Below are 22,788 nucleotides of genomic sequence, written 5' to 3' on the forward strand. Positions count from 1 at the left end.
ACTGTCCGTGAACCACGCGAAGGGTGCTCGCGGTAAACGGACGTCGCGTTCCGGCAGGTCAGATCGACCAACTGACAACGGACACCCAGCCAGTAGCCGAGCACTGACCCACGCTCCTAGCCGCGTTACCCAACTCCCAGTCGGCAGCTGCATCGGTCCGGCCGGAGTCACCCCAACAAACGGTGTCGGGGCCGGTCACCTCCGAGAAGGCGGCGGTCGACCCCGGTCACCCGGCTCGCCAAGCAGTGTCGGGGCAGGTGACACCCGGGGCCCTCGGCCGCTGCCAGTCCCCGTTGACCCGATGAGGGATTTCAGCTTCGGTTCACATTGCCGCACACTGACGGTAATTGTCCTCTCCTAGCCTGCGGCGTGTACGCATGCCATCCGCTGACCTCGGCATGCGCCATCGAAATCAGGAGGCCCCTCCACATGAGCGACCGTCCTCGGCTGCTCCCGCTGCTCGGCTCCATCCGCCACGGCAGTCGTGACGCAATGACCTGTCTCTACCGGTGCGGTAACGCCTGTGACCACCCGGTGCCCAACACCTCGGACAACACCTACTTCGGCGACCTGGTGGACGCCGAGGTTTCCCGGCGTGGTGTGGTCCGCGCCGGCACGGTCGGTGCGCTGGTCCTGGGCTTCGGCGGCGCCGGTGCGCTCGCCGGCAGCGGCGCCGCTTCCGCCGCCACCTCCGCTGCAGTGACGCCGGAGACGACCGAGTTCGCCGCCCCGCGCGGCGGCGTCGGCGACGGGAAGCTGACCTTCAAGCCAGTTCCACCGAACACCCTGGACAGCTTCATCGTGCCGAACGGCTACGACCACTCGGTGGTCATCCGCTGGGGTGACGAGGTGGTACCGGGCGCGCCCCCATTCAACCTGCACAAGCAGACGGCCAAGGCGCAGGCCAAGCAGTTCGGTTACAACAACGACTTCGTCGGTGTACTGCCGCTGGGCCGGAACAAGGCCCTGCTCGTGGTCAACCACGAGTACACCGACGAGAACCTGATGTTCCCCGGCTTCACCGACGTGGACTCGCTCAGCGTCGAGCAGCTGAAGGTCGCGATGGCCGCGCACGGCATGTCCGTGGTGGAGCTGGAGCGGGTTCAGGGCACCGGCGAGTGGCGCCCGGTCAAGTCCGGCAAGCGGCAGTACAACCGCCGGGTGACCGCCTCGAAGACGAAGTTCGAGCTGACCGGCCCGGCCGCCGGCTCGGACTGGCTCAAGACCGCGGCCGACCCGAAGGGGCGCACAGCCATCGGCACGTTGAACAACTGCGCCGGCGGGGTAACCCCCTGGGGCACGGTGCTCTCCGGCGAGGAGAACTTCAACCAGTACTTCATCGGCGGCGACGGCGCCCCGGAGGAGCTGAAGCCGAAGCTGGCCCGGTACGGCGTCAACACCACCGACCGTTACCCGAGCGGGAACCGGAAGTGGGACCGTGCCGACGAGCGCTTCGACCTGACCCAGCACCCGCACGAGGCACACCGGTTCGGCTGGGTCGTCGAGATCGACCCGTACGACCCGGAGAGCCGGCCGCGCAAGCACACCGCACTGGGCCGGTTCAAGCACGAGGGCGCGAACGTCATCGTGGCGAAGAGCGGACACGTGGTCGCGTACATGGGCGACGACGAGCGGTTCGACTACCTCTACAAGTTCGTGTCGGAGAAGAAGTTCAAGAAGGGCAGCTCCTGGCGCGACCGGGAGCACAACCTGACTCTGCTGGAGTCGGGCACCCTCTACGTCGCCAAGCTGGACTACACCAGCGCCGACGAGATCGACGGCTCCGGTGAGCTACCCAGCGACGGCGCGTTCAACGGCGGCGGTCGGTGGATCAAGCTGGTCAGCGGCAACCGCTCGTACGTCGAGGGCATGACCGCCGCCGAGGTGCTCACCTTCACCCGGCTCGCCGCGGACCAGGTCGGCGCGACCAAGATGGACCGGCCCGAGGATGTCGAGGCGAGCCTGCACACCGGCAAGGTGTATGTGGCGCTCACCAACAACTCCCGGCGTGGGGTCGACAGCAACCCGAAGGCGGACGAGGCGAACCCGCGTAGCGCCAACCGCCACGGCCACGTGCTGGAGCTGGTCGAGAAGCACGGGGACAACTCGGCTGAGAAGTTCACCTGGTCGCTGCCGATCGTCGCTGGTGACCCGGCCGACTCCTCGACCTACTTCGCCGGGTACGACAAGACGAAGGTCTCCCCGATCTCCTGCCCGGACAACCTCGCCTTCGACGCCACCGGCAACCTCTGGATCTCCACCGACGGTAACGCGCTGGGCAGCAATGACGGCCTCTTCGCGACGCCGACCGAAGGCCCGGAGCGCGGCCACCTGAAGCAGTTCCTCACCGTGCCGACCGGCGCGGAGACCTGTGGCCCGTTCATCACCGGCGACAACCGTTCGGTCTTCGTGGCCGTGCAGCACCCGGGGGAGATCTCCGGCGCCTCGATCGAGAACCCCGCCTCCACCTGGCCGGACGGCGACTACGCCAAGCCGGGTGTCGTGGTCACCTGGCGCCTGGACGGCGGCCCGATCGGTAGCTGATCTCTCAGCTCCCCTCGGCCCCTCCGGGCACGAACGGGCCCTCTCCCCCGTGGGGTGAGGGCCCGCTTCCTGCTGCGGCCGGCCCGCAGCCGGTCAGGTGTCCTGGACGAGACACTCGGCGATACCCCGGGCCGTGGCGAGCAGCTTGGCGCGAACGACCCGGGCGGAGGTCATCATCTCGCTGGCCGGCAAGGCGCAGGCGAGCGCTACCCGGCGCTCCACGTCCTTGTCAGCGCTCACCAAGACGGCTGCGCAGGCCACCCCCGGCCGATACTGTCCCAGCTCCAGCTGCATCCCCCGCCGTTCTCCAGCCGCCAGGTCGGCCTCGAACGCCTCGACGGTGGTCAGCGTCCCGGTGGTGAACGGGCGCATGCCGTTTTCCCGCAGGTAGCGCAGCCGCTGTTCGGTGGTGAGCGTCGCGAGCAGCGCCTTGCCGAGTGCGGTAGCGTGTGCCCCCTCATCGAAGCCGGGAACCAGGTCCTCCAGGTAGGGAGAGCGTGGGCCTTCGGTGGCGGCCGTGATGGCGATCTGGCCGCCGACGAAGCGGCCCAGGAAGTGGCTATAGCCGGTGTCGAGGACGGCCCGCCGCAGGGACTCCCCGACCGCCGGCGGTCCACGGAAGGCGCTGACCAGCTCACGGTAGCGGTCGGCTATCTCCAGGCCCACGATGTACGTGCCGTCCTCGCGCCGGATCACGTAGCCCTCGTACGCCAGGGTGCGGACGAGGTGATAGGTGGTCGCCACGGTCAGCTCGCACCGTCGCGCGATCTGTTTGACGGTCAGCCCCTTCGGGGCACGACCGACTGATTCGAGCACTCGTAGCGCACGGGACACGCTTCGGATGAGGTCCGAAGGCTCCGCCAAGGGGTCGCGCACAACCACCTCCGCAGCCGGGGACTTACACCATATGAAATTCAGGACCGGCAGGAAACGCCTGTTCGGGCAGAGAACACCAGATCGTCATCCACTATTAGTGACCCGATGATCACTTTCCGCTGCTCGCGACGGGGGTGTGCGGGTACCCGGACACCGCCCGACGCTGTGCTGATGCTGGCTCCCGGCGACAGCACATCCAGCTCGATGGAGGTACTAACCGGACCGAAGTTGCGGCAGCCGGACCGACGGATGCGGCAGCCCGACCGCGAACTGGTCGCAGAGAGATTGTCAGCCGGTCCGGTCCGCGATCTGGTCACAGAGAGTTTCGAGCGCCTGCCGGGCCGGGCCCGCCGGCAGCGGCGCAAGCTGCGCGCGCGCCTCCTCAGCGCGGCTCCGGACGGTCTCCCGGGCCCGCTTCAACGCCGGGCTCTCCCGGAGCAGTCCAAGTGCCTCGGCATGCAGGTCGTCGTCGGTCAGCGGGCCGACCGCCAGGAGTTCCCGGAGCCGCAGCGACGAGGCATCAGCGTCGTCCGAGGCGAGAGCGTACAACACCGGCAGGGTGGGGATGCCCTCACGGAGATCCGTCCCGGGCGTCTTGCCGGAGCGCTCCGCCTCGCTGGAGATGTCCAACAGGTCATCCGAGAGCTGGAAGGCGACCCCGATGGTCTCGCCATAACCGGCCAGCGCCTCGGTGTGCGTCGGACTGGCCCCGCTGAACATCCCACCGAACCGCGCCGCGGTAGCGATCAACGAGCCGGTCTTCTCGGCGATCACGTGCAGGTGGTGCGCCACCGGGTCGACACCGGGGCGTGGCCCCACGGTCTCCGCGATCTGGCCGTGCACCAACCGGGCGAAGGTCCGCGCCTGCAGTCGGACAGCTTCGGTGCCCAGGTCGGCCGAGATATCCGCGGCGCGGGCAAAGAGATAGTCACCGACCAGAATGGCCACCGAGTTCGTCCACCGCGAGTTGGCGCTCGGCGCCCCCCGACGCACCGGCGCCTCGTCCATGACATCGTCGTGGTAGAGCGTGGCCAGGTGGGTCAGCTCCACCACCACGGCCGCCGGCACCACCTGCTCCCGAGTCGGGTCCCCGAACTGGGCGCCAAGCGCCACCAACAGCGGGCGGAATCGCTTGCCACCGGCGTCAAGGAGGTGTCGCGCGGCCTCGGTGACGAACGGGTCGGCGCTGACGACATCGTCCCGCAGCGCAGCCTCGACCCCTGACAGCACCTGAAGCGCCGAATCCGGGAGCCCCGCGTCGATCGGGTGCAGCCCGACGGCACCCACCTGACCCGCGCCGCCCCGGCCGGAACGACTGCCCAGGCCGGTGGCACCCGAAAGCTTGTCAGCCGGATTCACCACGTCTCCCACCATGCCACACCAGTACCGCCAGCCCCGGGGCGGGGATGACGGAGGGCTCACCGAATGCGCCCATGACCTCCGAGAACAGCCCCGGGGCCGGCACGGAGGTCACGTGCCGGCCCCGGATCAGCGGTATCACCGCACGAACTCTGCGGCTCCCGCGGCGAGATCGAGCAGCGGCTGCGGAAACACGCCGAGCACCAGGGTGGCAACCACACCGATGGTCAGCGCGGCCGAGGTCAGCCAACCCGGCATGACCACGGCGGGAGTGGACTCGCCGGGCTCGGAGAGCCACATCAGCACGACCACCCGCAGATACGGGAAGGCGAGCACCATGCTGGTCAGCACACCGGCGATCACCAACCAGCCCTGACCGCCGTCGAACGCCGCGCTGAAGACCGCGAACTTGCTCGTAAAGCCGCTGGTCAGCGGGATGCCGGCAAAGGCGAGCAGGATAAAGGTGAACAGCCCGGCGTAGAAGGGCGAGCGCTGCCCCAGGCCCGCCCAGCGGGACAGGTGGGTGGCCTCGCCGTCGGCGTCCCGAACCAGGGTGACCACGGCGAACGCGGCCAGCACCGAGAAGCCGTAGGCCACCAGGTAGAACATCGTCCCGGAGACCCCGTCGCTGGTCGGCGCGAGCACCCCGACCAGCAGGTAGCCCGCGTTGGCGATCGAGGAGTACGCGAGCAGCCGCTTGATGTCGGTCTGGGTGACCGCCAGCACCGCGCCGACGAGCATGGTCAGCACCGCCACCGTGCCGAGGACCGGGGTGAAGTCCCAGCGGGCTCCCTCGAAGGCAACGTGGAAGACCCGCAGCAGGGCGCCGAACGCGGCGACCTTCGTGCAGGCGGCCATGAAGCCGGTAATCGGGGTGGGCGCCCCCTGGTAGACATCCGGCGTCCAGACGTGGAACGGCGCGGCACCGGCCTTGAACAGCAGGCCGATGGCGATCATCGCCATACCGCCGAAGAGCAGCACCGAGCTGGACGGGCTCTCCGCGACTGCCGCGTGGATGGTGGCGAAGTCAACCCCCGCCGCCCGGCCGGGGATGCCGGCGGTGAAGCCGTACACCAGCGCGACACCGAAGAGGAAGAACGCCGAAGCGTAGGCGCCGAGCAGGAAGTACTTCATCGCCGCTTCCTGGCTCAGCAGCCGCCGCCGGCGAGCCAGGGCGCAGAGCAGGTAGAGCGGCAGGGAGAGGACCTCAAGCGCGATGAACATGGTCAGCAGGTCGTTCGCCGCCACGAAGATCAGCATGCCGCCGACCGCGAAGCTGGTCAGCGGGTACACCTCGGTCGCGCCCGGGGCCCCTTCGGCCTGCCGACGGTCGTCCGCCGACTCGGCGGTCACCGCCGCCTGAGCGACGAACGCCCCGCCGCGCTCGACCGTACGCTCACCGATGAGCAGCAAGGCCATCGCGGCCAACACCAGAATCGCGCCCTGCAGGAAGAGCGCCGGCCCGTCGATGGCGATCGCCCCACCGATGGTGATCAGACGATCATTGGCGTTCAACACCACCATGGTCAGCGCACCGAGCACCGCCAGCAGCGCCACCGCGAGCTGCACCACGTGCCGCCGCCGGCGCGGCACGAACGCCTCGACCAGGACACCGACCAGAGCGGCGCCCAACAAGATGAGCGTCGGCGCGAGCGCCGCGTAGTCGATCGACGGAAGCTTCAGCTCGCTCACCGGCTCGCCTCCTGTGGAGTTCCGGCCGACGGGGCCGGGTCAGTCTTGCCGATATCCTGCATGGTCGCCTGGACAGCAGGGTTGATTACATCCGTGACCGGCTTCGGGTAGAAGCCGAGCAGCACGATCAGCGCGACCAGCGGGGCCACTACGACCTTCTCGCGCAGGTTCAGGTCACGCTTCATCCCCTCGACCTCGGTCAGCGCCGGGTTGAGCGTGCCCTGGGTAGTGCGCTGCACCATCCACAGCACGTACGCGGCGGCCAGGATGATCCCGAGCGTGGCGATCACCGCCACCGGCTTGTTCACCGAGAAGGTGCCGATCAGCACCAGGAACTCGGAGATGAACGGTGCGGTGCCGGGCAGCGCCAGCGAGGCGAGACCAGCGAAGAAGAGCACCCCGGCCAGCAGCGGAACCAGCTTGCCGGCGCCACCGAAGTCGCTGATCAGCGCGGAGCCCCGGCGGGCGACCAGCATCCCGACCACCAGGAAGAGCAGACCAGTGGCGAGCCCGTGGTTGACCATGTAAAGCACCGCGCCGGTGGCCGCCTGACTGGTGAACGCGAAGATGCCGATCCCGATGAAGCCGAAGTGCGCGATCGAGGTGTACGACACCAGCCGCTTCAGGTCGTTCTGACCGATCGCGAGGAGCGCCGCGTAGATGATGCCGATCACGCCCAGCGCCAGCGCCCACGGGGCGAACCACTTGGCCGCGTCCGGGAACAGCGGGAGGCAGTAGCGCAACAGGCCGAACGTCCCGACCTTGTCGAGCACACCGACCAGCAGCGCGGCGGCACCGGCGGGGGCGGCGCCACCGGCGTCCGGCAGCCAGGTGTGGAACGGGAAGAACGGGGCCTTGATGGCGAAGGCGATGAAGAAGCCGAGGAAGAGCCAGCGCTCGGCACCGGTGGAGATGTCCACCTGCGACAGCTCCACCCAGTCGAAGGTCTTCCCGCCGACCACCCAGAGGCCGATCACCGCGGCGAGCATGAACAAGCCGCCGACCAGCGAGTAGAGAAAGAACTTCACGGCCGCGTACTGCCGCTGGTGTCCGCCGTAACTGCCGATGAGGAAGTACATCGGCACGAGCATGACCTCGAAGAACACGTAGAAGAGGAAGACATCGGCGGCGGCGAAGACGCCGATCATCGTGAACTCGAGCACCAGCAACAGTGCGAAGTAGGTTGGCACCGACCGCTTGGACGACTCGGCGTCGTGCCAGGAAGCCAGAATCACCAGCGGCACCAGCAACGCGATCAGCATCAGCATGACCAGCGCGATACCGTCGGCGGCGAAGGTGAAGTTGACGCCCCAGTTCGGAATCCACGGATAGGACTCGCGGAACTGGAACCGGTCACCACCGGTCTGCCAGGTCACCCACATGACCACCGAGAGCGCCAGCACCAGCAGCGACCAGCCGAGCGCCACCTGTTTGGCCAGCTCCGGCCGGCGGCGAGGCAGGACGGCGACCACCAGGGCACCGACCAGCGGTGCCACGGTGAGCACCGAAAGAAACGGGAAGTCGGACATTACGCGGCCTTACCTCCGTCGTCACTGTGCGGTCCGCCGACGGCGGCCACTGCGGGGTTCCCCGACCGCCTCCTGAGGTCGATCACACCAGCCACCCCGCCTCGACGGCCAGGAAGGCCGCCACCACCAGCAGGGCACCGGCCAGGATCGAGGTGGCGTACGACCGGACGAAGCCGGTCTGCAGCCGCCGGAGCCGACCCGAGCCACCGCCGACGCCGGCGGCGAGAGCGTTGACCAGCCCGTCGATGCCCCGGTTGTCCAGGTAGACCAGCGCCCGGGTGAGGAAGATGCCCGGCTTCTCGAACACCGTCTCGTTGACGGCGTCGGTGTAGAGGTTCTTCCGGGCGGCGGTGACCAGCACCCCCGCCGGCTGCGGCTCGGTGGCCGTGCCGCGCCGGAACAGGAACCAGGCGAGCCCGGCACCGATCACGGTTACCCCGATCGACAGAATCGTGATGGCGAGGTGCGAGAGCACCGTCTCGTGTGCGGCCTCCGAGCCACCACCCAGTCCGGCGGTCGCCTCCAGCCACTCGGGCACGGGCCCGACCATCAGGGCGCCGGCGCCGATGGAGCCGACCGCGAGCAGGATCAGCGGGATCGTCATCAGCTTCGGCGACTCGTGCGGGTGGTCGATCTCCTCGGTCCAGCGAGCCGGGCCGTGGAAGGTGAGCACGAACAGCCGGGTCATGTAGAACGCGGTCAGTCCGGCACCGAGCAGGGCCGCCATACCGAACAGCCAGGCCGTCCAGTCGTCCCGCTCGAAGGCGGCCACGATGATCGGCTCCTTGGAGAAGAAGCCGGAGAACGGCGGCAGGCCGATGATCGCCAGCCAGCCCGCCATAAAGGTCAACCAGGTGATCTTCATGTACTTCGCCAGCCCACCGAAGCGCCGGATGTCGACCTGGTCCTTCATCCCGTGCATCACCGAGCCGGCACCCAGGAACATGTTGGCCTTGAAGAAGCCGTGCGCCAGCAGGTGCACGATGGCCAGCGCGTACGCCGCGCCACCGAGGCCGACTCCGAGGAACATGTAGCCGATCTGGCTCACCGTCGACCAGGCGAGCACCCGCTTGATGTCGTCCTTGGCCATCCCGATGATGGCGCCGAGCAGCAGCGTCAGCGCGCCGACGCTGACCACGACCAGCTGCAGCGTCGAGTTCGCCGAGAAGATCGGGTTGGAGCGGGCGATCAGGTACACACCCGCGGTGACCATGGTGGCGGCGTGGATGAGCGCCGAGACCGGGGTCGGGCCCTCCATCGCGTCCGGAAGCCACGCCTGCAGCGGAAACTGGCCCGATTTTCCGGCCGCACCGAGCAGCAGGAGCAGGCCGAGCAGCAGGACCGTGGTGGCGGTCAGCGAGCCGACACCGGTGAAGACCTCGTCGTACTGCGTGGTGCCCAGGGTGGCGAACATGATGAAGATGCCGATCAGCAGGCCGGCATCGCCGACCCGGTTCATCAGGAACGCCTTCTTACCGGCGGTGGCGGCGGCGGGCCGCACGTACCAGAAGGAGATCAGCAGGTACGACGCCAGCCCGACGCCCTCCCAGCCGAAGAAGAGCATCACGTAGTTGTTGCCGAGCACCAGCAGGAGCATGGCGGCGACGAACAGGTTGAAGTACGCGAAGAACCGCCGACGCCCCGGGTCGTGGGCCATGTACTCCACCGCGTACAGGTGGATCAGGGAGCCCACCCCGGTGATCAGCAGTACGAAGACCGCCGCCAGCGGGTCGAAGAGCAGCCCGAAGTCCACTCGCAGTTCACCGACCGCGATGAAATCCCAGAGGCTCAGCTCAACGGACCGGTTCTCCAGACCGCGGAGCTGGAAGAAGTAGGTCAGGCCAAGCAGGAACGCGACACCGACCGACGCGACACCCAGCCAGTGCCCCCACCGGTCCGCCCGACGGCCGAGTAGCAGCAGGATCGCCGCGCTGACCAGCGGGATCGCCACCAGCAGCCAGACGCTGCCGAGCAACCCTTCGGCGGTCGCGTACGTGACGTCGCCCACCGGCTCGACGGGGGCTTTCGCCAGAATCTCCATCACCGCAGGCCCCTCAGTACTTCAGCAGGTTGGCGTCGTCGACGCTCGCCGAGCGCCGGGTCCGGTAGATCGCCATGATGATCGCGAGTCCGACCACGACCTCGGCCGCGGCCACCACCATCACGAAGAACGCCATGATCTGCCCGTTGAGGTCACCGTTGATCCGGCTGAAGGTGACCAGGGTCAGATTGGCCGCGTTGAGCATCAGCTCAACACACATGAACAGCACGATCGCGTTCCGCCGGACGAGTACCCCGGCGGCACCGATGGTGAACAGCACCGCGGCGAGGACCAGGTAGTAGTTCGGCTCGACCGAGAAGAACTCGCTCACTTTTCGGTCCCCTTCAACGTCGTGTCCTCGGCGGTCAGCTCACGAACCGGCAGGATCTCCGGGGTGCTCTGCTCGGCCAGCCGGCCGTCGGGCAGGCGGGCCGGCGTGGCGACCGACGAGGAGGTGGCGAAGACGCCGGGGCCGGGCTTCGGGCCGGGGTAGTTACCGGGGCGGAACCGCGCCTTCATGGTGGCGGCCTGGTCCATCCGGTCCTCCCGGCGCCGCTCGATGTGCGCCAGCACCATCGCACCCACCGCCGCCGTGATCAGCAGCGCCGAGGTCAGCTCGAAGGCGAGGACGTACTTGGTGAACAGCAGCCGGGCGATGCCCTGCACGTTGCCCTCGGCGTTGGCCGCGGTGAGCCCGACGGCGGTGCTGTCGGCCAGCGCCCGGTGCAGGCCGGTGCCGACGAGTCCGGCGAACCCGACGCCGAGCACGAGCGCCGCGACCCGCTGGCCGCGCAACGTCTCGATCACCGAATCCGAGACGCCGCGGCCCACCAGCATCAGCACGAAGAGGAACAACATCATGATCGCGCCGGTGTAGACGATGATCTGCACCACGCCGATGAACGGCCCGGCCTGGATCACGTAGAAGACGCCCAGGCAGAGCATCGTCACGACCAGCATCAGCGCCGAGTGCACCGCGTTGCGGGCGGCGACCATGCCGATCGCGCCGATCAGCGCCAGCGGGGCGAGGATCCAGAAGGTGACTGCCTCACCTCCGGGTACCGAACCCGCCGCGGCGAGCACCGTCTGCGTGGTCATGCTCCGTCTCCCTTGTCCGCCCGTTCTGCGGCCTGGTCGGCGCCGGGGAACTGCACACCGGGGTGCTCGCTGATCCGGTAGCGGCCGGGGCCCATCGGCGAGCGCTCCGCCCCGGCCGAGGTGCCCGGGTTCTCCAACGCGCCGACGTAGTAGTCCTTCTCGCTGTCACCCAGCCGCATCGGGTGCGGCGGCTGCTCCATACCGGACAGCAGCGGCGCCAGGAGCTGCTCCTTGGTGAAGATCAGATCCTTGCGGTTGTCCCGGGCCAGCTCGTACTCGTTGCTCATGGTCAACGAGCGGGTCGGGCACGCCTCGATGCAGAGTCCGCAGAAGATGCACCGGGCGTAGTTGATCTGGTAGACGCTGGCGTACCGCTCGCCCGGGGAGAAGCGCTCCTCCTCGGTGTTGTCGCCACCCTCCACGTAGATCGCGTCCGCCGGACAGGCCCAGGCACACAGCTCACAGCCGATGCACTTCTCCAGGCCGTCCGGGTGCCGGTTGAGGATGTGCCGCCCGTGATAGCGCGGCGCCGCGACCGGCGGCTTGAACGGGTAGTCGGTGGTGACCACCTTCTTGAACATGTGCGAGAAGGTGACCCCGAAGCCCTTGAACGTTCCGGTGATCGCGCCCATGTCACACCTCCCTGGAGTCCGTGTCGGCGAGGTTGGCCGGCTCCCGCTCGGCGACAATGCGCTGCGTCCGCGGGCTCGGTGGTACCTGAAGGTCCAGCGGCGGCAGCGGGAAGCTGCCCGGCGGCCGGTCGTTGACCTCCTCGGCCAGGGTCGGCTTCGGCGCCGGCCGACGGCTTGGCCAGATCAGGGTGACGATCAGCACCACACCGGCGACGGCCCCGTAGAGGATCAGCCGGTCCGCCTGCTCCCAGCCCTGGGTCTTCAGCCAGCCCGCCAGCACCAGGATCCAGACCAGGTTGAGCGGGAGCAGGACCTTCCAGCCGAGGCGCATGAACTGGTCGTAGCGGAGCCGGGGCAGGGTGCCCCGCAGCCAGACGAAGACAAAGACGAGGAGGAGGACCTTGCCGAAGAACCACAGCATCGGCCACCAGCCGGAGTTCGCCCCATCCCAGATGCTGATCGGCCAGGGCGCGCGCCAGCCGCCGAGGAAGAGCGTCACCGTGAACGCCGACATGGTCACCATGGCGACGTACTCGGAAAGCATGATCAGCGCGAACTTCAGTGAGCTGTACTCCGTCATGAAGCCGGCGACCAGTTCGGACTCCGCCTCGGGCAGGTCGAACGGGGCCCGGTTGGTCTCGCCAACGATGGCGATGAAGAAGATGACGAAGCTCGGGAAGAGCAGGATCGCGTACCAGCCGGGCGCCGTGACATTGAGGCCAAAGAACTCAACCTCGGGGCGTTCTCCCTGGGCCGCGACGATCCCGCTGGTCGACATCGTGCCCGAGAGCATGAAGACCGCCACGATGGAGAGGCCCAGCGCGATCTCGTACGAGATCAGCTGCGCGGCGGAGCGCAGGCCGCCCAGGAGCGGGTAGGTCGACCCGGAGGCCCAGCCCGCCAGCACCACGCCGTAGACCGCCATCGACGAGCAGGCCAGCACCAGCAGCACCGCCACCGAGACATCGGTGACCTGCAACGGCGTCTGGTGCCCGAAGATGCTGACCATCGGGCCGAAGGGCATCACCGACAGCGCGGTGACCGCACAGACCACCGAGATGACCGGGGCGAAGAAGTAGACGACCTTGTCCGCGGAGCGCGGCAGGATGTCCTCCTTGAAGGCCATCTTCATGCCGTCCGCGAGCGTCTGGAGCAGACCGAACGGGCCAAGCTGGTTGGGGCCCGGCCGGACCGCCATCCGGCCGACGACCCGCCGCTCGAACCAGACGCCGAGCAGCGTGGCCAGCAGGCCGAACGCAAACGCGAAGACAACCTTGATCAGGACCAGCCACCAGGGGTCCTGGCCAAAGTCGGCCAGCGTCGGTTCCTGGGCGAGGAAGGTCACTGTGCCCACCTTTCGGTCGCGACTGCGGGGCTAACTCGCCCCACTCGTGCTCTCCCCGCCCTCACTGGACACCACCGGAGTTGAGGAGCGGGCCCGGGCGGCCGGTCGCGTCGGCGGCGACCGGCGCGTCGGACTGCGGGGGAACGGTCGAGCCGGTCGTACCGGCGGAGATCCGCACGACCGAGCCGGCCGCGACGCCAAGGCTGCGGCGGAGGGTCGATCCGGGCGAGTTGGTGGGCAGCCAGACCACGCCGTCCGGCATCTCGGTCACCACCACCGGCAGGGTGACACCGCCGCGTTCGGTGCCGACGGTCACTGCGTCTGAGTCGGCGACACCGATCGACTCCGCGGTGCTCCGGGACAGCCGGACCACCGCTGGGCGGGCCGTACCGCCGAGGTGCTCATCCCCGTCGGTCAGGCTGCCCAGGTCGATCAGCTGGTGCCAGGTGGCCAGCACCGCCTCGCCGGCGCCCGGCTGTGGTACGGCCGCCGGGGCCACCGTCGGCAGGGCCGGCTTCGTGGTCTGGGTACGCGGCAGTTCGCCCAACTCGCGGCGGATGGCCGGCACATCAGCGGTGCCGAGCCGCACGTCAAGCTGCGCGGCGAGCGCGTCCAGCACCCGACCGTCGGTCATCGCGGCGGTGTTCAGCACCGCCTCGAAGGGGCGCAGCCGCCCCTCCCAGTCCAGGAAGCTTCCGGCCTTCTCCACCACCGGGGCGACCGGGAGGACCACGTTCGCCCGCCGCGCCACCGCGCTGTTGCGCAGCTCCAGGCTGACCAGGAAGGGCACCGTGTCCAGCGCCTGCTCGGCCAGCCGGGGGTCGGCCAGGTCCGCCGGGTCGACGCCGGCGACGACCAGCGCGCCGAGCTGGCCGGCGCTCGCCGCGGTGAGGATGGCGTCCGTGTCCCGACCCGCCTGGCTCGGGATGGTTCCGGCCGGCACGTCCCACGCCTGGCCCAGCTCGGCGCGGGCGGCGGGCTCGGTGACCAGCCGGCCACCGGGGAGCAGGTTCGGCAGGCAGCCCGCGTCCACCGCACCCCGGTCACCGGCGCGCCGCGGCACCCAGGCCAGCTTGGCTCCGGTACGCCGGGCCACCTCCGCCGCGGCGGAGAGCCCACCCGGGGTCGTACCCAGCCGCTCACCGACGAGCAGAACCGCCCCCGGCTGGCTGAGCGCCTCGGCGACCGTCGCGTGCTCGGCGAGCACGCTCGCCTCCTCGCCCGGCACCACCCGGGCCAGCTTGGCGCCGAGCTTCTCCAGGCCGCGGGTGGCGAACGGCGCGATGGCGTAGACCGTCAGGTTCTTCTTCAGGTGCGCCTTGCGCAGCCGCAGGAAGAGGATTGGGCACTCCTCCTCCGGCTCCAGGCCGACCAGCACCACCGCGGGCGCCTGCTCGATGTCGGCGTAACTGACATCGGTGGCTCCGGCGACCGAGCTGGCCAGGAAGTCGGCCTCCTCGCGGGAGACCGGCCGGGCCCGGAAGTCGAGGTCGTTGGTCTGCAGCGCGACCCGGGCGAACTTCGCGTACGAGTAGGCGTCCTCGACGGTCAACCGACCGCCGGTGAGCACCGCCGTACCCGATCCACCATCGCGGGCGGCCCGCAGGCCGTCGGCGGCGACCGTCAACGCCTCACTCCAGGAGGCCTCGCGCAACTCGCCGGTGCGCTCGTCGCGGACCAGCGGCGTGGTCAGCCGGTCGGTGGCGCGGGCGTACTGGAAGCCCCAGCGCCCCTTGTCACAGTTCCACTCCTCGTTGACCGCCGGGTCGTCGCCGGCCAGCCGCCGCAGCACCTTGCCCCGTCGCCAGTCGGTGCGCTGGGCGCAGCCGGCCGAGCAGTGCTCGCAGATGCTGGGGCTGGAGACCAGGTCGAACGGGCGGGCGCGGAAGCGGTACTGCGCGCCGGTCAGCGCCCCCACCGGGCAGATCTGGACGGTGTTACCCGAGAAGTACGAGTTGAACGGCACATCGCCGTCCCCGCTCTCCGCGTCGCCGTACGCCTCGTCCCGGTAGATGTTGATCTCCTCGGCCGACGAACGGTTCATCAGGTCGATGAACTTGTCGCCGGCGATCTCCTCGGAGAACCGGGTGCACCGCTGGCAGAGCACGCACCGTTCGCGGTCGAGCAGCACCTGCGTGCTGATCTCCAGCGGCTTCTCGTACTCGCGCTTGTGCTCGTGGAACCGGGAGTCGGTGCGGCCGGTCGACATCGCCTGGTTCTGCAGCGGACACTCGCCGCCCTTGTCACACATCGGGCAGTCGAGCGGGTGATTGACGAGCAGCAGCTCCATCATCCCCTCCTGCGCCTTCTTGGCGACCGGGGAGGAGAGCTGCGTCTTCACCACCATGCCGTCAGCGACGGCCTGGGTGCAGGAGGCGACCGGCTTGCGCTGCCCCTCCACCTCGACCAGGCACTGCCGGCAGGCCCCCACCGGGGCCAGCAGCGGATGGTCGCAGAACCGAGGAATCTCGACGCCCATCTGCTCGGCCACCCGGATCACCAGCTCCCCCTTGGGCGCGGTGACCTCAATGCCGTCGATGGTGAGCGTGACCATCTCGGTCTGCTTGGCTACGTCCGTCATCAGTGGGCCCCCACCAGCTGCTTGTCGGAAAGCTTCGGTGCGGTCCGGCCCTCGACATAGTCGAGGTAGTCCTGCTTGAAGAACTTCAGCGAGGAGGTCACCGGGCTGGTGGCACCGTCACCGAGGCCGCAGAACGAGCGGCCGAGAATGTTGTCGCAGGTGTCCAGGAGCGTGTCCAGGTCCTCCTGGGTGCCCTGGCCGGAGAGGATCCGCCGGTAGACGCGGACCATCCAGTAGTTGCCCTCCCGGCACGGGGTGCACTTGCCGCACGACTCGTGGTGGTAGAACTCCAGCCACCGGTACGTCGCGTAGACCGGGCAGTCCTGATCGGAGAAGATCTGCGTCGCCGTGGTGCCGAGAATCGACCCCGCCGCCGCCACTCCCTCAAAGTCCAGCGGCACGTCCAGGTGGTCGGCGGTCAGCAGCGGCGTCGACGAGCCGCCCGGCGTCCAGAACCGCAGCGAGTGCCCCGGCTGCATCCCGCCGGCCAGCTCGATCAGCTCGCGGAGCGTGACCCCCATCGAGCACTCGTACTGGCCCGGGTTAACGACCCGGCCGGAGAGCGAGTAGATCATCGGGCCGGAGGACTTCTCCGTGCCCATGCTCCGCCACCAGGCGGCGCCCCCCAACACGAGGTACGGAACCGAGGCGATGGTGCCGACGTTGTTCACCACCGTCGGACTGGCGTAGAGACCGTGGGTCGCGGGGAACGGCGGGCGCAGCCGAGGCTGGCCGCGGAAGCCCTCCAACGAGTCCAGGAGCGCGGTCTCCTCACCGCAGATGTACGCCCCGGCCCCCGAGTGCACCACCAGCTCCAGATCGAAGCCGCTGCCGAGGATGTTCTTCCCGAGGTAGTTCCGGGCGTACGCCTCCTGCACCGCGTGGCGCAGCCGGCGAGCGGCGTGCACTGCCTCGCCGCGGATGTAGATGTAGGCACGGTTGGCCCGGATCGCGTACGACGCGATGATCACACCCTCGATCAGGGAGTGCGGGTCGTGCGTCATCAGCGGCAGGTCCTTGCAGGTACCCGGCTCGCCCTCGTCCGCGTTGACCACCAGGTAGTGCGGTCGGGTCGGGGCCTTGCCGTCCGGCTCCTGCGGGATGAACCCCCACTTGAGGCCGGTCGGGAAGCCCGCGCCGCCCCGACCGCGCAGCCCAGAGGCCTTGACCAGCTGGATCAGGTCGTCCGGGTGGGCACCCAACGCCTTGCGCAGCGCGGCGTACCCGTCCAGCCGCTCATAGGTCCCGATCCGCCAGGCGTCCGGCGACAGCCAGCGCTTGGTGAGCACCGGCGTGAGCTTGGCCAGCGTCTCCGGCCGAGGAGTGGTCACTGGTCTGCACCCCTTTCGTTCCCGGCCACATCTCCCATGCCCGCCGCTGCGTCCTTCAACGAGCGCTCCTTCACCGGCGCCTCGTCCCCCGCGGGCTTGGCGTCGCTGGCGGGTTTGGCGTAACCGGCCGGTCGGCTCTCCTTGGCCGCGCCAGCCGGAGCGGCGGCGGGCTTGGCGGCCTCGGCCTTCGCCTTCGCCTCGGCGGCTGCCTGCTCGGCCTCCGCCTTGCTGCGGATCGGCGTGTTCGGGTCAAACCCGGTGACCGCGATGCCGTGCTCCTGCGCCAGCCGCAGCCCGCGCACGGTCGGCTCGCCCGGGACCCCGTCGGCGACCGCGCCCTCGCGCTCGTCGGCGAAGCCGGCGAGCTGCACCGACATCTCCTTCAGCTGGCAGAGCCGAGCCCCGCGACTCGGCTGCGGCCGGTTACCGGCACGCAGCTCGTCAACCACGCCGACCGCCGTCTTCGGGTCCACGTTGTCGAAGAAGTCGTAGTTGACCGTCATCACCGGTCCGTAGTCGCACGCCGCCAGGCACTCGGCGTGCTCCAGGGTGACCGTGCCGTCGGCCGTGGTCTCCTCGTGCCCGACACCGAGGTGCTCGACCAGGGCGTCGTACACCTCCTGGCCGCCCAGCACGTTGCACATCGTGTTGGTGCAGACGCTGACCAGCCAGTCACCGGTCGGCCGCCGCTTGTACATCGTGTAGAACGAGGCGACCGCACCGACCTGGGCCTTGTTCAGCCCCAGCACCTCGGCGCAGAACGCGATGCCGGCCGGAGAGACATACCCCTCCTCCGACTGCACCAGGTGCAGCAGCGGCAGCAACGCCGAGCGGGACCGATCGGCCGGATACCGAGCGATGATCTCCCGGGCCCGCGCCCGGGTCTCCTCGGAAAACACGGTCATCGGTGCCCCCTTTCCGTTCGCGACTGCGTCACTCACCGGTCACACCCACCCATCACCGGGTCCAACGAGGCGCCACCGGCGATCACGTCCGCGATCAGGCCGCCCTCGGCCATCGCCGGCAGGGCCTGGAGGTTGACGAAGCTCGGTTCCCGGTAGTGCACCCGGTACGGCCGGGTCCCACCGTCGGAGACCGCGTGCACACCAAGCTCACCCCGGGGTGCCTCGATGCCCACGTACACCTGGCCGGGCGGAACCCGGAAGCCCTCGGTGACGAGCTTGAAGTGATGGATCAGCGACTCCATCGACTGCCCCATGATCTTTGCCACGTGCTCCAGCGAGTTGCCCATGCCGTCGACCCCGATGGCGAGCTGCGCCGGCCAGGCGATCTTCCGATCCGCCACCATCACCGGGCCCGGCCGAAGCCGGTCCACCGCCTGCTCGACGAGCTTCAACGACTCCCGAATCTCGGCGAGCCGGACCAGATACCGGCCCCAGACGTCACCGTCGGTGTGGGTCGGCACGTCGAACTCGTACGTCTCGTAGCCGCAGTACGGCATCGTCTTGCGCAGGTCCCAGGCGAGGCCGGCGGAGCGCAGCACCGGGCCGGTCACACCCATCGCGAGGCAGCCGGTCGCGTCGAGCACCCCGACGTTCTGCGTCCGCTCCAACCAGATCGGCTGACCGGAGAGCATCTTCTCGTACTCCGCGAGCTTCTTCGGCATCAGCTTCAAGAAGTCACGGATCTTGGCGATCGCCTCGTCCGGCACATCCTGCGCCACCCCACCCGGGCGGACGTAGGCGTGGTTCATCCGCAGCCCGGTGATCAGCTCGAAGATCTCCAGGACGTACTCCCGCTCCCGGAAGCCGTAGAGCATCATGTTGATCGCGCCCAGCTCCATGGCCGTGGTGGCCACCCAGACCAGGTGCGAGGAGATCCGGTTGAGCTCCATCATCAGGACCCGGATGACGGTCGCCCGCTCGGTGATCTGCTCCTCGATGCCGAGCAGCTTCTCCACCGCCAGCGAGTACGCCGTCTCGTTGAACAGCGGGGCGAGATAGTCCATCCGGGTCACAAAGGCCGAGCCCTGGACCCAGTTCCGGAACTCCATGTTCTTCTCGATGCCGGTGTGCAGGTAACCGACGACCGAGCGGAGCTCACGGACCGTCTCGCCCTCCAGCTCCAGGACCAGCCGGAGCACCCCGTGCGTAGACGGGTGCTGCGGACCCATGTTGACGACGATCCGCTCGTCGTTGATCGGGTCAGTGCCGGAGAGGACGACATCCCAGTCCCCGCCGGTGACGGTAAAGACCTTGCCCTCGGCGGTCTCCCGCTCCGTGGCGTAGTTGGACGCGCTCACGCTACCTGCCCTCCGTTCCCGACTGCGGGGCTCGCAAGCTCACTCCTCGCGCTCACCGTCCCTGCCCTCCGTTCGCGACCGGGTTCGCAAGCTCACTCACTGGTACGACCTCCGGCGGTCCGGCGGCGGGATTTCGGCGCCCTTGTACTCGACCGGCACACCACCCAGCGGATAGTCCTTACGCTGCGGGTGGCCCTCCCAGTCGTCCGGCATAAGGATCCGGGTCAGGCCGGGGTGGCCGTCGAAGATGACGCCGAACATGTCGTACGCCTCCCGCTCCTGCCAGTCGGCGGTCGGGTAGACGCTGGTCACGCTGGGCAGGTGCGGCTCCTCGGCGGAGACCGCCGCCTCCAGCCGAACCTGACGCCGGTAGGTCATCGAGGTCAGCTGGTAGACCACGTGCAGCCGGCGGGCGTCGGCGCCGAGGTAGTCCACCCCGGACACTGACGAGAGGAGCTCGAACCGGAGCGAAAGGTCGTCCCGCATCACCTGGCAGACCTCGGCGATCCGCTCCGGGCGGATGTGCAGGGTCAGCTCACCCCGGTCGACCACGACCTTCTCGATCGCCTCGCCGAAGGCCGGGTACGCCTCCTCCAGCGCGTCGGCGACCTCGTCGAAGTAGCCGCCGTACGGCCGCGTGGCCGCCTCGATCGACCGCTGCGGGCGGACCAGCCCGCCGTAGCCGGAGACATCGCCGGTGCCCTGGTCGCCGAACATCCCACGCCCGGCGGGGCTCGACGGGGGCAGCTCGGCCGGAGCGCCGCCGGTGGCCCCGGCCGGGGTCACCGGTACTGGCACGCCGCCGTCGTCCGTCCTGTCCTGGGGTGCGCTCATGTCACCGGCCCTCCGTTCACGACCGCGGGGCTCGCAAGCTCAGTCACTTCTTCAACCCCTCGTACTGCTGCAGGTGGGGCTGGGCCTTCATCCAGTTCTCAATCCGCAGCTGCTCCTCGCGGCCCTCGCGGACAGCCTGCGTCCACTCGGCGCGGCGGGCCTTGTCGCTGCGGTACGACGACGGCATCGAGCCGTAGGGCACGACCGGCACGTCACCGCGCGCCTTACGGGCCTCCAGCATCTTGCGGCCGTTCGGACCAAGAGGCTCATGCATGATCTTCTCGCGGAGCTTGAGGACCGCGTCGATGAGCATCTCCGGCCGCGGCGGGCAGCCGGGCAGGTACATGTCCACCGGCACGACGTGGTCCACGCCCTGGACGATCGCGTAGTTGTTGAACATGCCTCCGCTGCTGGCGCAGACGCCCATCGACAGCACCCAGCGGGGCTCGGCCATCTGGTCGTAGATCTGCCGGAGCACCGGGGCCATCTTCTGGCTCACCCGCCCGGCAACAATCATCAGGTCCGCCTGCCGGGGTGAGGCCCGGAAGACCTCCATGCCCCAACGGCCCATGTCGTAGTGCGGGCCGCCGGCCGCCATCATCTCGATGGCGCAGCAGGCGAGGCCGAAGGTGGCCCCCCAGACCGACGACTTACGCGACCAGTTGACAAACTTCTCCACCGAGGTGAGCAGGACACCGGCGGGGAGCTTCTCCTCGATACCCATCTACGGCTCCTTCCTCAGTCCCAGTCCAGGCCGCCGCGCCGCCACACGTAGGCGTACGCGACGAGGACCGCGACGATGAACAGGACCATCTCCACGAGGCCGAAGATCGGCAGGGCATCGAACGAGACAGCCCAGGGGAGGAGGAAGATGATCTCGATGTCGAAGACGATAAAGAGCATCGCCGTCAGGTAGAACTTAATCGGAAACCGGCCACCGCCGACCGGCTGTGGGCTCGGCTCGATTCCACACTCATACGCCTCGAGCTTGGCCCGGTTGTAGCGGCGTGGGCCGGCGAGGCGGGCGGCTGCCACGGAGAACAGCGCGAACGCCGCGGCGAGGGCGAACAACCCGATGATCGGTATGTAAGGCGAGAGCGACATCGTTTCTCCTGCTCGTCCTTCCCTGCCCTCGATGCTGGACAAATATCACACTATTCACATCCCGACCGGCGATTGCCGGCGGGGTCAAAACACACCGCGATCCAGACCGCGTCACACAGCTGGCGCCGCCTTCGTCATCGCGTTGATGACCCGGTCCATCGCGTCCCCGTCGCGCGGGTCGGTCAGGTTGGCCAACAACTTGAGCACGAAGCGCATCAACATCGGGTGCGGCAGGCCGTACTTCGTGGCAGCCCGCATGATCTCGGGGCGACCGATCAGCTTCACGAAGATCCCGCCGAGCCGGTAGTAGCCGCCGAACCGGGCCTTCAGCTCCGCCGGGTACGCCATCAACGCCCGCTCCCGCTCGACGCCGGCCGACCGGGCGAGTGCCTGCACCGCGACCTCTGCGGCCAGCTCCCCCGACTCCATCGCGTACGCGATGCCCTCGCCGTTGAACGGGTTGACCATGCCGCCGGAGTCACCGACGAGCAGCGTTCCGCGCGAGTAGTGGGGCACCCGGTTGAAGCCCATCGGCAGCGCCGCACCGAGGATCGACCCCTCGGCGTTGGCCTCGTCGGCGATCCCCCACTCCTCGGGGGTGTTGGCGAGCCAGTCGGTGAGCAGCCGCCGGTAGTTCGTCTTGCCGAAGGCGGAGGAGGAGTTCAACACGCCGAGCCCGACGTTCACCCGGCCGTCACCCAGCCCGAAGATCCAGCCGTAGCCGGGCAGGAGCGCGTCACTGCCCTTACGGCGCAGCTCCAGCCAGGACTCGAGGTAGTTGTCGTCGTGCTTGGCCGGGCAGCGGTAGTACCGCCGGACCGCCACGCCGAGCGGTCGGTCATCCCGCTTGGCCAGACCGAGGGCGAGCGGGAAACGGCCGGAGACACCGTCCGCGGCGACCACGAGGGGCGCCCGGAAGGTGGCCGGTTCCTGCTCCGGGCCGACCACCGCCTCAACCCCGACCACTCGGCCGGCACGGTCGAACACCGGGGCGGTGACCTCGACTGCGGTGCGCAGCTCGGCACCGGCGGCGACGGCACGCTGGGCGAGCAGTTCGTCGAAGTCCATCCGGGGACGCACCAGGCCGTAGTTGGGGAAGCTGGCCAGGTCGGGCCAGTCCAGCTCGAGTCGGAGGCCACCGCCGACGACCCGCAGGCCACGGTTGCGCACCCAGCCCGCCTCGGCCGAGGTGTCCACGCCCATCCGCACCAGCTGGCGCACGGCGCGCGGGGTCAACCCGTCGCCGCAGACCTTCTCCCGCGGGAACTCGGTCTTCTCCAGCAGCAGCACTCGGACGCCGTGCTGGGCCAGGTGGTACGCGGTCGCCGAACCACCGGGGCCCGCGCCCACGACGATCACCTCGGCATCGTTCTCCGTGGTCATCCGCACCTCCCCTCCCGCACGCTCGTGAAAACGTTCACAAGCCAGACGGTACGGAGTCTATGACCGGCCAGGTAGCGGCTGCATATTAGGGGTACCTAACTTGCGCGAAAGCCGCCGGTCAGCGGCGGCAGAGCCGACGTAGCCCCCTGCTTCGGCACGAATCGCCGTTGCGGCGG

General features: G+C 69.0%; 18 protein-coding genes. 1 reads left to right on the top strand and 17 read right to left on the bottom strand.

Annotation, left to right across the window (positions count from 1 at the left end):
• Positions 1-429 precede the first annotated feature (429 nt).
• Entirely contained in the window at positions 430-2,544 is a 2,115-nt protein-coding gene (locus K228_RS0113945) for a PhoX family protein (RefSeq protein WP_025618991.1), read from the top strand.
• 93 nt (positions 2,545-2,637) lie between these two features.
• Here K228_RS0113945 and K228_RS0113950 read toward each other — a convergent pair whose 3' ends face one another.
• The 17 genes from K228_RS0113950 to K228_RS0114030 all read right to left on the bottom strand — a co-directional run bounded on the left by K228_RS0113950 (position 2,638) and on the right by K228_RS0114030 (position 22,612).
• On the bottom strand, positions 2,638-3,420 hold the full coding sequence (locus K228_RS0113950) for an IclR family transcriptional regulator (RefSeq protein WP_025618992.1): 783 nt from the start codon (positions 3,418-3,420) through the stop codon (positions 2,638-2,640).
• Between the two features lie 288 nt (positions 3,421-3,708).
• Positions 3,709-4,794, bottom strand: a complete 1,086-nt coding sequence (locus K228_RS0113955) for a polyprenyl synthetase family protein (RefSeq protein ID WP_025618993.1) — start codon at positions 4,792-4,794, stop codon at positions 3,709-3,711.
• 123 nt (positions 4,795-4,917) lie between these two features.
• Complete coding sequence (nuoN, locus tag K228_RS0113960; RefSeq protein ID WP_025618994.1) at positions 4,918-6,471, bottom strand: NADH-quinone oxidoreductase subunit NuoN; 1,554 nt, start codon at positions 6,469-6,471, stop codon at positions 4,918-4,920.
• Positions 6,468-8,000 (bottom strand): NADH-quinone oxidoreductase subunit M, encoded by a 1,533-nt coding sequence (locus K228_RS0113965; RefSeq protein ID WP_025618995.1) that lies wholly within the window; start codon positions 7,998-8,000, stop codon positions 6,468-6,470. Before K228_RS0113965 ends, nuoN begins: the two co-directional genes overlap by 4 nt.
• Positions 8,001-8,082: 82 nt before the next feature.
• Positions 8,083-10,041, bottom strand: coding sequence for an NADH-quinone oxidoreductase subunit L (gene nuoL / locus K228_RS0113970; protein ID WP_025618996.1), 1,959 nt, complete (start codon positions 10,039-10,041; stop codon positions 8,083-8,085).
• A 13-nt stretch (positions 10,042-10,054) separates the two neighbouring features.
• Positions 10,055-10,372: an NADH-quinone oxidoreductase subunit NuoK gene (gene nuoK, locus K228_RS0113975; protein ID WP_018217166.1), complete on the bottom strand. Its 318-nt coding sequence runs from the start codon at positions 10,370-10,372 to the stop codon at positions 10,055-10,057.
• The gene (locus K228_RS0113980) at positions 10,369-11,139 is read right to left on the bottom strand and encodes an NADH-quinone oxidoreductase subunit J (protein WP_025618997.1); all 771 of its coding nucleotides are present in this window, start codon (positions 11,137-11,139) and stop codon (positions 10,369-10,371) included. The genes nuoK and K228_RS0113980 overlap by 4 nt, the downstream gene beginning before the upstream one ends.
• The gene (gene nuoI / locus K228_RS0113985; protein WP_025618998.1) at positions 11,136-11,771 is read right to left on the bottom strand and encodes an NADH-quinone oxidoreductase subunit NuoI; all 636 of its coding nucleotides are present in this window, start codon (positions 11,769-11,771) and stop codon (positions 11,136-11,138) included. Before nuoI ends, K228_RS0113980 begins: the two co-directional genes overlap by 4 nt.
• Position 11,772: 1 nt before the next feature.
• Positions 11,773-13,116 carry an NADH-quinone oxidoreductase subunit NuoH gene (gene nuoH, locus K228_RS0113990; protein WP_025618999.1) on the bottom strand — a complete coding sequence of 448 codons (1,344 nt, stop codon included), beginning with the start codon at positions 13,114-13,116 and terminating at the stop codon, positions 11,773-11,775.
• Positions 13,117-13,177: 61 nt separating this feature from the next.
• Complete coding sequence (locus tag K228_RS0113995; protein ID WP_025619000.1) at positions 13,178-15,697, bottom strand: NADH-quinone oxidoreductase subunit G; 2,520 nt, start codon at positions 15,695-15,697, stop codon at positions 13,178-13,180.
• Positions 15,697-17,028, bottom strand: coding sequence for an NADH-quinone oxidoreductase subunit NuoF (gene nuoF / locus K228_RS0114000; RefSeq protein ID WP_025619001.1), 1,332 nt, complete (start codon positions 17,026-17,028; stop codon positions 15,697-15,699). Before nuoF ends, K228_RS0113995 begins: the two co-directional genes overlap by 1 nt.
• Entirely contained in the window at positions 17,025-17,933 is a 909-nt protein-coding gene (gene nuoE, locus K228_RS0114005; RefSeq protein WP_025619002.1) for an NADH-quinone oxidoreductase subunit NuoE, read from the bottom strand. Before nuoE ends, nuoF begins: the two co-directional genes overlap by 4 nt.
• Before the next feature lie 32 nt (positions 17,934-17,965).
• Positions 17,966-19,291: an NADH-quinone oxidoreductase subunit D gene (locus K228_RS0114010; protein WP_025619003.1), complete on the bottom strand. Its 1,326-nt coding sequence runs from the start codon at positions 19,289-19,291 to the stop codon at positions 17,966-17,968.
• A gap of 96 nt (positions 19,292-19,387) precedes the next feature.
• Positions 19,388-20,125, bottom strand: a complete 738-nt coding sequence (locus K228_RS0114015) for an NADH-quinone oxidoreductase subunit C (protein ID WP_025619004.1) — start codon at positions 20,123-20,125, stop codon at positions 19,388-19,390.
• 43 nt (positions 20,126-20,168) lie between these two features.
• Positions 20,169-20,849, bottom strand: a complete 681-nt coding sequence (locus tag K228_RS0114020; RefSeq protein WP_025619005.1) for a NuoB/complex I 20 kDa subunit family protein — start codon at positions 20,847-20,849, stop codon at positions 20,169-20,171.
• Positions 20,850-20,863: 14 nt separating this feature from the next.
• Positions 20,864-21,229, bottom strand: coding sequence for an NADH-quinone oxidoreductase subunit A (locus tag K228_RS0114025; RefSeq protein ID WP_025619006.1), 366 nt, complete (start codon positions 21,227-21,229; stop codon positions 20,864-20,866).
• A gap of 111 nt (positions 21,230-21,340) precedes the next feature.
• Positions 21,341-22,612: a geranylgeranyl reductase family protein gene (locus tag K228_RS0114030; RefSeq protein WP_025619007.1), complete on the bottom strand. Its 1,272-nt coding sequence runs from the start codon at positions 22,610-22,612 to the stop codon at positions 21,341-21,343.
• Positions 22,613-22,788: the final 176 nt, after the last annotated feature.

Source organism: Salinispora cortesiana (assembly GCF_000484695.1).
Lineage (GTDB): Bacteria > Actinomycetota > Actinomycetes > Mycobacteriales > Micromonosporaceae > Micromonospora > Micromonospora cortesiana.